General features: G+C 37.7%; 9 protein-coding genes and 1 pseudogene. All 10 read left to right on the forward strand.

Going from position 1 to position 11,395, the window contains the following annotated elements; translation table 11 throughout:
• Positions 1-277: 277 nt before the first annotated feature.
• The 10 genes and pseudogenes from H964_RS00355 (at position 278) to H964_RS00395 (ending at position 11,178) form a co-directional block, all read left to right on the forward strand.
• Positions 278-2,008 carry a glycoside hydrolase family 13 protein gene (locus H964_RS00355; RefSeq protein WP_039763625.1) on the forward strand — a complete coding sequence of 577 codons (1,731 nt, stop codon included), beginning with the start codon at positions 278-280 and terminating at the stop codon, positions 2,006-2,008.
• 108 nt (positions 2,009-2,116) lie between these two features.
• Entirely contained in the window at positions 2,117-3,025 is a 909-nt protein-coding gene (locus tag H964_RS00360; protein ID WP_039763628.1) for a carbohydrate ABC transporter permease, read from the forward strand.
• The gene (locus H964_RS00365) at positions 3,025-3,894 is read left to right on the forward strand and encodes a sugar ABC transporter permease (RefSeq protein WP_039763630.1); all 870 of its coding nucleotides are present in this window, start codon (positions 3,025-3,027) and stop codon (positions 3,892-3,894) included. Before H964_RS00360 ends, H964_RS00365 begins: the two co-directional genes overlap by 1 nt.
• Before the next feature lie 53 nt (positions 3,895-3,947).
• Complete coding sequence (gene glgP / locus H964_RS00370; RefSeq protein WP_039763633.1) at positions 3,948-5,570, forward strand: alpha-glucan family phosphorylase; 1,623 nt, start codon at positions 3,948-3,950, stop codon at positions 5,568-5,570.
• Between the two features lie 6 nt (positions 5,571-5,576).
• The gene (locus tag H964_RS00375; protein ID WP_039763635.1) at positions 5,577-6,599 is read left to right on the forward strand and encodes a LacI family DNA-binding transcriptional regulator; all 1,023 of its coding nucleotides are present in this window, start codon (positions 5,577-5,579) and stop codon (positions 6,597-6,599) included.
• A gap of 142 nt (positions 6,600-6,741) precedes the next feature.
• Complete coding sequence (locus tag H964_RS00380; RefSeq protein WP_039763638.1) at positions 6,742-7,947, forward strand: sugar ABC transporter substrate-binding protein; 1,206 nt, start codon at positions 6,742-6,744, stop codon at positions 7,945-7,947.
• A gap of 219 nt (positions 7,948-8,166) precedes the next feature.
• The gene (locus H964_RS12010) at positions 8,167-8,370 is read left to right on the forward strand and encodes a hypothetical protein (RefSeq protein WP_228369973.1); all 204 of its coding nucleotides are present in this window, start codon (positions 8,167-8,169) and stop codon (positions 8,368-8,370) included.
• 27 nt (positions 8,371-8,397) lie between these two features.
• Positions 8,398-8,682 (forward strand): annotated as a pseudogene (locus H964_RS12015) (IS607 family transposase); the annotation flags it as partial.
• Positions 8,630-9,829, forward strand: a complete 1,200-nt coding sequence (locus H964_RS00390; protein ID WP_039763642.1) for an RNA-guided endonuclease InsQ/TnpB family protein — start codon at positions 8,630-8,632, stop codon at positions 9,827-9,829. The pseudogene H964_RS12015 and the gene H964_RS00390, both read left to right, overlap by 53 nt.
• Positions 9,830-10,242: 413 nt before the next feature.
• The gene (locus H964_RS00395) at positions 10,243-11,178 is read left to right on the forward strand and encodes a family 43 glycosylhydrolase (RefSeq protein WP_083931404.1); all 936 of its coding nucleotides are present in this window, start codon (positions 10,243-10,245) and stop codon (positions 11,176-11,178) included.
• Positions 11,179-11,395 lie beyond the last annotated feature (217 nt).

Raw genomic sequence — 11,395 nt, forward strand, 5'->3', positions numbered from 1 at the left:
CTGCATATCTGCGACTTGACGCTTCTTATATCCTGCATTTTTTTCCACCTTTCTTTTAAAATGTATTATCGTAATATTGTGGTGTTTTGATTTTTTGTTATATTTTATTTTACAATTATTTGATTGATTTGAAAATATCCAAATTTGACATTTTAAAAACTTTATAAGTACCTACAAAACAAATTTATGCAAACATTTGCATTATAGATAGAAAAGTGATAAAATAAATTTCAATGTTGTATTTCAAAAAAAATATTTCAGAAGGAGAGTGCAAAGTTTGCAGGTTATTCACAATCAAGTTCATGACATCTTTGCTCTGAGCAAGGACAGGTTTTATGTAAAACTGTGGGTGCAAAGAGGTTTTGCAAAAAGCGTCACTTTGATATTCTCAGATAGGTATGATTTGGATGTACAGAAAGTGAAGATGGACTTTTACATGAATGTGGGAGAGTTTGAGGTGTATACAGCACAGGTGCAAAACAAAACACCAAGGTTTGCGTACAAGTTTTTGATTGAGCTTTTAGATGGAAGCTTTAAAGTATTTAACCAGTTTGGACTTTTAGATACTGAGGAAAACCTGTATTTTGATGCTTTCCAGTTTCCTTATGCAAATGAGGCAGATATCTTTGAAAAACCTTCTTTCACAGAGGGTTTGGTTGTCTATGAGATATTTCCTGACAGGTTCAAAAGAGGCAAAAAAGAAGTGCACAGCAAGAAACTATTTGATTGGGATTACTGCAGTTGGGATGTACCAGGCTCTGAAGTTTTTCTTGGTGGTGATTTTGCAGGCATAAAAGAAAAAATAGAGTATTTTAAAGCTCTTGGGATAAATGCCATTTATCTTACACCAATTTTTAAATCAACCTCTAGCCACCGCTATAACGTGGACGACTACTTTGACGTTGACCCGCTTTTGGGTACAAAAGAGGAGTTCAAAGAACTTGTTGACAGTCTTCACGAAAATGGCATCCGAATAATACTTGACATGGTTTTTAACCACACAGGCGTCGGATTTTTTGCTTTTCAGGATGTTATAAAAAATGGAGAAAATTCAAAGTATTATAGCTGGTATAATATAAGGTCTTTGCCTGTGGATATCCAAAAAGGAAACTATGAGACTTTTGCAACAAATGTGAGGAGCATGCCAAGAATAAATACTTCAAACAAAGATGTTCAGGACTTCTTTTTAGAGGTTTTGAAATACTGGCTTTTGGAGTTTGACGTTGACGGCTTTAGGTTTGACGTTGCAAACGAGCTTGACAAAAACTTTATAAGAAGGATAAGAAATGAGCTCAAATCAATAAAAAAAGACATTCTTTTAATTGGCGAGGTTATGCACAGAAGCGAGAATTTCCTTATGGGAGACATGTTTGACGGTGTTATGAACTACTTTTCGTGGGAGGTTTTTGCAAGGTATTTGATGGGTAAATATAATGCAGAGGATGCATCAAGGATTTTGGCAGACTACAGACTAAAATTTAATCCTGTACTTTTTTCATGCCAGCTAAACCTCATTGGCAGCCACGACACAGAAAGGGTTTTGACAAAACTTGGAAATAGAAAACTTGCAATGCTTGCTCAAGTATACAACCTTACTTATCAGGGAATTCCTATGATTTACTATGGCGATGAGATTGGAATGGAAGGCGGTCATGACCCTGACTGCAGAAGGGGGATGATATGGGAAGAAGAAAAGCAGGACAAGGAGATTTTTAAGTTTTACAGAAGATTGATTGATCTCAAAAAAACATCTTCAGCATTAAACAGTGACTATGTTAAAGAGTTTTCAATTGGTGACATTCTTTGCCTTGAACGAAAAAGTGAAACTGAAACTGTGTACATTCTTTTTAATCCACGCAAAGCTTTGCAAAAAATAAGGTTGTGGTCAGAGTTTATTGTTAACAGAGAGATTGAATTTTTCTGCACGCAGCAGAAAATTAAAAACTATTCATACTATATTGAACTTGAACTGAATCCCGAGAGTTTCGAAATTGTAGTTGTTAAATAAACCCTTATAGAAAAGACTAAAAAAATGTTGACACGCAAGCAAGAGGATTGTATAATATTTTCGAGAGCAAACGATTGCACATATTATTTTAAAGGAGGAAAAAAGATTATGAAAAAGCGCGAGCCAATAGGTTATGTATATCTTGCGCCAGCTTTGATATCCATGGCAGTGCTGTCTTTCTTCCCAATTGCTATGACAGTTTATTATGCATTTACAAATTTTAATCTCAACCACATGGAAGATTACAAGTTTGTAGGATTTAAGAACTTTGTTGACATCATAACAGGACCATTCAAAGAGGTATTTGCGCCAACATTTGCATGGACATTTACATTTGCATTTGTTACAGTTCTTATCAATTTTGCAGTGGGGCTTTTGCTTGCTGTGCTTCTCAACAACAAATTTATGAAAGAGACAAATATTTACAGGTCAATATTAATAATCCCATGGGCCATCCCAGGAACAATTGCTTCATTGGCATGGCAGGGACTTTTGAATGAAGAGTATGGAGCTATAAATATGCTTTTAAAAACTTTTCGCCTTGATCCAATACCTTGGATGACAGACCCGTTCTGGGCAAAGATAAGCATATTTATTGTTAATCTGTGGCTTTCATACCCATTTATGATGAATGCGTCACTTGGTGCTCTTCAGTCAATTCCACCAGAACTTTACGAGGTTGCCGAGATAGACGGAGCTGGCTGGTTTACAAAGCTTTTTAAAATTACAATACCTATGATTGTACCAACAGCGCTTCCAATTTTGATTTCATCGTTTGCATATGCTTTCAACAACTTCAACGTCGTGTACCTTGTTACAGGTGGTGGACCTGCAAGGCTTGACACTCAGTTTGCAGGGCATACAGACCTTCTTGTCTCAACAACATACAAGCTTACAATGCAGTTTTACAGGTACGACCTTGCCTCTGCAATGTCAATCATAATCTTCTTTATTGTTGGGACAATTTCACTTATCAACATGAAGCTAACAAGAGCATTTGAGGGTGGTGAAAGATAATGGTTGGAAGAGAGTATATGACAAAGCAGGATGCTATTGCCTTGTGGATATCAAGAGTGATTATTTGGATTGCGATAATACTGTCGCTACTTCCTACATGGTTTATCGTAGTTGCGTCGTTGTCAAAAGGTGGAGCGTTCTTCCAGTCGTCGTTTTTCCCGAAAGAGATTACGTTTGAGAACTATATAGAGCTTTTCAGGAAAAAGAGCAGTCCATCACAGACACTGCCTGACTTTGTGATGTGGGTCAAAAACAGTTTGATTGTATGTTTTGGAGTTGCATTTTTACAGATTTTCATGACGGCTCCTGCAGCATATGCATTTTCAAGGATAAACTTTGTTGGAAGGAAAAATGGACTCAAAACACTTTTAATTCTGCAGATGTTTCCAACATTTATGGCAATGCCTGCGATTTATGGTCTTTTGGCAAAGTTCAATCTTCTTGACAATCTTTTTGCACTCATTCTGGTACTGGCAGGCGGTTCTGCTTTCAACATCTGGCTTTTGAAAGGCAACATGGACCAGATACCATACGAGATTGATGAGGCGGCAATAATTGACGGTGCAGGACATTTTCTGATTTTCAGAAAAATTATTCTACCACTTACTGCACCAATGCTTGCTGTGATGTTCATCTGGAGCTTTAACGGTGTGTTCAACGAGTTTTTGCTCTCAAGTTTGGTTCTGCAATCGCCTGAAAACGCTACTGTGCCAATTGGACTTAGAAACTTTATAAACAACCAGTTTTCAGCTAACTGGCCTATGTTCTCAGCAGCATCGATATTGGCGTCACTGCCAATTGTGATCATATACATGGCACTCCAAAAACAGATTCAGAGCGGTCTTGCAGCAGGTGCTGTCAAGGGTTAATTTGGAATTTTGTCTCACCACAAAAAATCTTTTACAAAGGAGGATTAGATAGAATGAAGAAACTTCCTACAGTTGCGTATTTTAGCATGGAGTTCGGTCTTGATTCTAACTTCAAAATCTATGCAGGTGGGCTTGGCATCCTGGCAGGTGACTATTTAAAAGCTGCAAAAGATTTAGGATATCCTGTTGTAGGTGTTGGAATACTGTGGAAGCAAGGGTACAACAAGCAGATTGTTACAGAGGAATATGGTGTGATTGACGCTTTTCCAATCTACAGGTACGACTTTTTAAAGGACACAGGCGTAAAGGTAAAGGTAAGAATAAGAAACAGAGATGTATACTGCAAAGTATGGAAGGTTGATAATTTCGAAAACGCAGACCTTTACCTTCTTGACACTGACCTTCCTGAAAATGCAGACAGGTGGATTACAGGACAGCTGTATGGCTGGTTTGGTGAAGAAAGAGTTGCTCAAGAGATGGTTTTAGGAATAGGCGGTGTGAGAGCTTTAAAAGAGGTTGGTGTAGAGGTTGATGTGTATCATTTCAACGAAGGTCATGCTGTATTTGCTGGACTTGAGCTTGTGAGATATTACATGGAGGAAAAAGGTCTTTCGTTTGAACAGGCACTATCTAAAGCAAGAGAAAAGATTGTGTTTACAACACATACACCTGTTGAAGCAGGAAATGAAACACATCCTTTAAGACTTCTTATGTACATGGGAGCAAACTTGAACTTAACTGAAGAGCAGCTTGTTTATATTGGTGGTGCTCCTTTTAATATGACAGTTGCAGCGCTAAGACTTGCCCGCATCTCAAATGCTGTGTCTGACTTGCACAGAATAACAGCAAATGCTATGTGGGCTCAGGTTGACAGGAGAAGCAGAATAATTGGTATCACAAATGGTGTTCATGTTGGAACATGGGTAGACAGAAGAATATTAGAATCAAAACACAATCCTGAAAAGCTTTGGCAGACACATACTCAAATAAAACGTGAGCTTTTGGATTTTGTTGAAAAAAGGACGGGTATTAAATTAAGAGAGGATGTTTTAACAATAGGGTTTGCAAGAAGGGCAGCACCGTATAAGCGAAGCGATCTTATTTTCAGAGACAAAGAAGCGGCTGACAAGATGTTCAAAAACGATCTTCAAATAATCTTTGCAGGCAAAAGCCATCCACTTGATGATACCGGCAAAGAGATTGTCAACAACATCATTGCAATGTCCAAAAAGTATCCCGGCAAGGTTGTGTTCTTGGAAGACTATGACATGGAAATTGGCAAGTTGCTAACCCGCGGATGTGATATCTGGCTGAACAACCCGCGAAGACCTTTAGAAGCGTGCGGAACCTCGGGAATGAAAGCTGCAATGAACGGTGTTTTGAACGTCTCAACCTTAGATGGATGGTGGCCTGAGGCGTGCCAGCATGGAATCAATGGGTGGCAGATTGGCGATGGGTTTGAGTCAAAAGACGAAAAAGAGCAAGATAGTCACGACCTTAAGAGCTTAGTTAATGTCATGCAAAACGAAGTAATACCAACGTACTACAAAAACAGAGACAGATGGGTAAAGATGATGCAAAACAGCATAGAATCTACACTTGAAAAGTTCTCTGCAGAGAGGATGGTAAAGGAGTACTACGAGAAGATGTACATTCAAAAATCCCACGAGGATTGATAGGTGATGGCAACAATAAAAGAGATTGCAAAAGAAGCCAATGTTTCACCATCAACTGTTTCACGGGTTCTTGCTGGCAGCAGCAAAATCAGCCCTGAGACAACCAAGCGGGTTCTTGAGGCAATAAAAAAGCTTGGTTATGTTCCAAATGCAAATGCAAAGGGGCTGGTTGTAAAAAAGTCTTTCACGGTTGGTGTATTTGTGCCGCGAGAACCCGAGAATGCCTTTTTAAATTCTTTTTTTGACCAGGTGATAACAAGCATATGTGCAGTTGTTAATAGCTTTGAGTATGATATTCTGCTTGCAATCTCAAACCCTGAAAAGGAAAGAGAACTTTTGAAAAGACTTGTTGAGAGCAAGAAGGTTGACGGGTTTGTGCTCCTTTCATCAAGGGAAAAGGACCCTGCTATTGAGTATTTAAAGAGCATTGACTTTAAGTTTGTTGTGATTGGAAGACCAAATGGCTTTGAAAACAGTGTAAACTGGGTGGACAATGACAATGTTAAGGCAGGATTTGAAGCAACCGAGTATCTAATAAAGTTGGGACACAAGAAAATTGCATTCATGGGTGGACCAAGTGATTTAATGGTAACAAACGACAGGTTTTCTGGCTACAAAAGGGCTCTTGAGAAATATGGCATACAGCCAAAAAGTCCATATATAAAATTTGCAAACTATTACAGAAAAAGCTATAGGGAAAGTGCGTATGAGATTTTAAATCAAGAAGACAGGCCCACCGCCATCGTGTGCATGGACGATTTAATTGCCGTTGAGGTTTTTAAAGTAGCTGAAAGTCTCAATCTTAAAGTAGGAAAAGACCTTTCAGTGATTTCTTTCAACAACTCAAATGTAAGTGAAATATGTCAGCCACCTCTTACCACAGTTGACATCAACATTCTTCACCTTGGCAGGCTTGCTGCAGAGGTACTGATGATGGATTTAAGCGAGTCAACAAAGACGTATAGAAGAATAATTGTACCACATCAGATTGTTGAAAGAAGTTCGTGCAGCAAAGTTCAAGTGTTATAATGATTGCATGAGAGAAAAGTTAATTTTATTAATGAAGACAAAAATTTTTCTTTCTCTTGACTTTTTTTAGAGAGAAATGTATAATGTTATTATCAAACGTTTGCATATTGAATAAACAGATTTAAGGGAGGTTGTTTTGATTATGAAAAATTCAAAGAAAATCTTAACTGTAGCATTAATAATTGCTTTTGCGCTTGTGGCACTGATACCACTAACCGGAGGATTTGCTACATCCAAAAAGCAGCTTACTGTATGGTCGCATCTTACTCAGGATGAGGTAAAAGCTTTGCAACCAATTGCAAACAAGTGGGGAAAAGCAAATGGATATACTGTAAAAGTCATCACTGACCAAGGTTCATTCCAGAGCTTTCAGACAGCTGCAATGAGTGGAAAAGGCCCAGACATCATGTTTGGTCTTCCACATGACAATCTCGGCGCTTTCTGGAAAGCAAAGCTTTTAGAAGCAGTCCCAGCAAATCTTGTTGACAAGAAAAACTTTGTATCAACTGCGCTTGAAGCATGTTCATTTGAAGGGAAACTCTATGCTCTTCCAATTGCTATGGAGACATATGCGCTTTTCTACAATACATCAAAGGTAAAACAAGCTCCGAAGACAATGAGCCAGCTCATCACGTTGGCTAAAAAAGTTGGATTCATGTACGATGTTAATAACTTCTATTTCAGCTTTGCGTTCATCGCTCAAAACGGCGGATATGTATTCAAGAACAAGGGTGGTTCGCTTGATCCAAATGATATAGGACTTGCAACAAATGGTGCAATAAAAGGACTTTCATTGATAAGAGATTTTGTTTTGACATACAAGTTCATGCCAAAGGACATCAAGGGTGATATTGCAAAAGGTAACTTCCAGAACCAGAAGATTGCATTTTACATCAGCGGTCCATGGGATGTTCAAGACTTTATAAAGGCAAAAGTGCCATTTGCAGTTGCACCACTACCAAAGACAGATGATGGAAAACCAACACCATCGTTTGTTGGTGTTCAGGCAGCATTTGTTTCCGCAAAGTCCAAAAACAAAGATGCAGCTTTCAAGCTTATGAAGTATCTTGTTGAGAACTCTGCTTTGACACTCTTTAAGGTTGGTCACAGAATACCTGTTTTGAACAAGGTGCTTGCAAGTAGCGAGGTCAAGTCGAACAAAATCATGAGCGCATTTGCAGAGCAAGCAAAAGTAGGAATACCTATGCCAAACATTCCAGAGATGTCTGCTGTTTGGACACCAGCCGGCAATGCACTCTCACTTATCACAACAGGCAAGGCAACACCAAAGCAAGCAGCAGATGCTATGGTAAAACAGATCAAGCAGGGTATTGCTCAGATGCAGTAAAATGTGGGCAGGGTGTTGAAAATTAAATGACTTGAAATTGTGAGTGTGGGCAGCAGAATTTTCCTGCTGCCCTTTTTGTTTGTTGTAAAAGAGTCTATCTTTGCCAAAAAAATTTTATCAAATCCGAATATAATCTGTGATATAATAAAAGCAAAAGTAAAACAAACATTAACAAACAAAATAAATATAGATAATTTGCCTGAAAGAGGAGGAAATCTAATGAGAAGTACAATTAAAAATAAATTTCCGCCAGGTAAATTGACAAACAGAGAAAGGTTCAGAAGAGTTATGCACTATCAAAACGTAGATAGAATACCAAATTTTGAGTTTGGCTATTGGAACGAAACACTTCCAACCTGGCATTCTCAAGGTCTTCCAAAGGATATAGACAATGAAGAGAAAGCGTATAGTAACAAAGAATAATAAGAAACTATACAAGGTTTTTAATAAAGAGTTGTTATAGCCTATAAAGACAGGTTAAGCAGAGTAGGATTTGAGATATTTGAGCATTTATTTAGAAAATTTAACACTGAAATAGTTATTGTATCTGGAGTTGGGGACGAAAAGCTTGATTCTCAAGAAATAATTGAAGAAATTGTAAGTTTGCTACACTGTTACAGTATGAAATTTTACAGCAAAAGAAAAGTTCAAAAGATAAAACAACTTTTAGAAAGAGAGGTGTTTGAAGATAATAGTCAAGAGAGTGGAGAGAATACAGATAAAAAGAAATCATGAATTGTGGAGGTATTGTGATGAAATATGCTTTGCAGCGAAAAACTTATACAATTATGCCAACTACATCACAAGACAGGAGTTTATAAAAAACAACAAATGGGTAAGATACAAAGAGCTCAATAGAATATTAAAAGAACATGAGACTTATAAAAACCTGCCTGCCCAGACAGCCCAGCAGACTCTAAGACTTTTAGATAGGAATTGGAAGTCATTTTTTAGAGCAATGGAAGAGTGGAGAAGAGATAGTAGTAAATTTAATGGCAGACCCAAGTTACCAAAATATAAGAAGAAAGATGGAAAAGCTATTTCTGTATTTACAAATCAACAGTGCAAAATTAAAGATGGATATTTAACTTTTCCCAAAACAGATTTGAGGCTTAAGACAAGGGTAGCAGGAAACTTAAGAGAAGTCAGGATAATTCCAAAAGGATGTGTATATGTTGTTGAGATAGTCTATGAAAAGGAGATAGCAGAGATAAAAAGGCTGCCAAAAAGAATAGCAGGAATAGATTTAGGACTTAATAACTTTGTAACTTTGGTAAATAACATAGGCATAAAGCCTATTGTTATTAATGGCAGAGTTATTAAGTCTATAAATCAATACTTCAACAAGAAGAGAGCAGAGTTTATGAGCTATGTAGGAAATAGAGGCATCAGTAGAAGGATTGAAAAGCTAACTTTAAAGAGGAATAACAAGATAAAAGATTTTATGCACAAAACAAGTAGATTCATAGTTAATTGGTGCAAGGAAAACAACATAGACACATTAGTAATTGGATACAATAGCGGATGGAAGCAGGAGATAGAGTTAGGGAAAGTAAACAATCAAAACTTTGTAAGTATTCCTTTTTATGATTTTGTAAACATGCTCAAGTACAAATGTGAAGAAGAAGAAGGGATAAATTTCATAGTTGTAGAAGAGAGCTACACCAGTGGTTGTAGTTTTTTAGACCGAGAAGAAATTAATAAAACAAGCTACAATCCACAAAGAAGGATAAAAAGGGGTTTATTTAAGAGCAACAAAGGTATTTTGATAAATGCCGATGTTAATAGTGCGTATAATATCATAAGGAAAGTATTCCCCGAAGCGTTTGCAGAGGGGATAGAGGGTGTGGGGTTACACCCAGTTAGGCTGAATATAGCCTAACAAAGAATAGTGTTTAATAAAGTTTTAAATAATTTTTAATACTTTAAACACTATTCATAACCTAAGGCTTATGGGTGGTGTTGACAAAACAAAACTTCAAGGTTCAAAAGAGGATATACTAAAAGAGCTCAAAAGGCTTGAAAAGGTAGTAGCACAAGGCGGTTTTATACCCCACATTGACCACCGATGTCCCCCCAGATGTGCCGTACGAGAATTATCTTTATTATTTAGAAAATAAAAAGGCTATGCTGGGATATTGAAAACAGCTCTCTTGCTATCTCAAAGTTTCATGACATATATCTTCAAAAAGCACCTGATTACAAGGATAATGACAGGGTTGCTATAATTAAATCCGCCAAGCTAATTCCAGTGTACAAAAGGGGAGTAAAATTTATTAAAAGGAGATGATAAATGTGCCAAAGCCACCAGCACCCCTTTTTAGAGACCCAATCTATGATGGTGCGGCAGACCCCACAATTATATACAATCACCTTGAAAAAAGTTGGTGGATTTTGTACACAAACAGAAGAGCAAACCAAAAACTTCCTGGCAAGGCCTTCATGCATGGTACTGACATAGGCATTGCTGAATCAAAAGACGGTGGCAAAACTTGGCTTTATAGAGGTACTATAGATCTTCAATATGGCAGGGGCAGAAACACCTTCTGGGCACCTGAGGTAATATTCTGTGAAGGGGAATACCATATGTACGTAAGCTTTGTACCTGGCGTTCCACAGGATTGGAATGCAGACAGATACATTTTGTACTACAAAAGCAAGAATCTATGGGACTGGGAGTTTGTCTGCAAACTTGAACTGTATTCAAATAAGGTTATCGACGCATGCGTTTTCCAGATGCCAGATAGGACTTTTAGGATGTGGTACAAGGATGAAGCAGACCATTCATACATATATGCGGCAGAGAGTAACAATCTAAAAGATTGGAAGGTTTTGGGACCAGCTTTAACTGACAGACCTCAAGAGGGGCCAAACGTTTTTTATTGGAAAGGCAAGTACTGGATGATAACTGACCCGTGGTGTGGACTGGGAGTTTATTCTTCTGAAGATGCAAATGTGTGGCACAGGCAAGAAAATATCTTAGACAGGCCAGGGAAAAGGGAAGATGACGGGCAAATAGGACATCATGCTGATGTTCTTGTAATAGATGATGAGACGGCTTATGTATTTTACTTTACTCATCCAGAGGGTATGGAAGGTACAGAGGAGTTTTGGAAAGATAATAGATACTGGAGGACATCACTTCAGGTTGCAAAGCTTGAATATATTGATGGTAAGATAGTTTGTGATAGAGATAAAGAATTTGACTTTTGTCTTCCTAATTTGTTTTGAACATATATCTTGCTATGAGAAAATTTTTACCCCCCTATTGACACAATTTAAAAATCCCCTTATAATATAAAACTGTCGCTGCGAAACGCAGCGACAAAAACAAAAGATAAAAAAAGTGCTTGACAAAAATCAAAAAAGGTATTAAAATTAAAAATCGTCGCCGGTGAGGCGACAGGTAGTTAGGAAATTAAACAACGGTCGAAAAGGATTGGCTCTT

The organism is Caldicellulosiruptor sp. F32, assembly GCF_000404025.1.
GTDB lineage: Bacteria > Bacillota > Thermoanaerobacteria > Caldicellulosiruptorales > Caldicellulosiruptoraceae > Caldicellulosiruptor > Caldicellulosiruptor saccharolyticus.

Coding starts and splice junctions, on each gene's coding strand:
- H964_RS00380 (WP_039763638.1), top strand. CDS start 6,742: ATGAAAAATTCAAAGAAAATCTTAACTGTAGCATTAATAATTGCTTTT.
- H964_RS00365 (WP_039763630.1), top strand. CDS start 3,025: ATGGTTGGAAGAGAGTATATGACAAAGCAGGATGCTATTGCCTTGTGG.
- glgP (WP_039763633.1), top strand. CDS start 3,948: ATGAAGAAACTTCCTACAGTTGCGTATTTTAGCATGGAGTTCGGTCTT.
- H964_RS00375 (WP_039763635.1), top strand. CDS start 5,577: ATGGCAACAATAAAAGAGATTGCAAAAGAAGCCAATGTTTCACCATCA.
- H964_RS00360 (WP_039763628.1), top strand. CDS start 2,117: ATGAAAAAGCGCGAGCCAATAGGTTATGTATATCTTGCGCCAGCTTTG.
- H964_RS12010 (WP_228369973.1), top strand. CDS start 8,167: ATGAGAAGTACAATTAAAAATAAATTTCCGCCAGGTAAATTGACAAAC.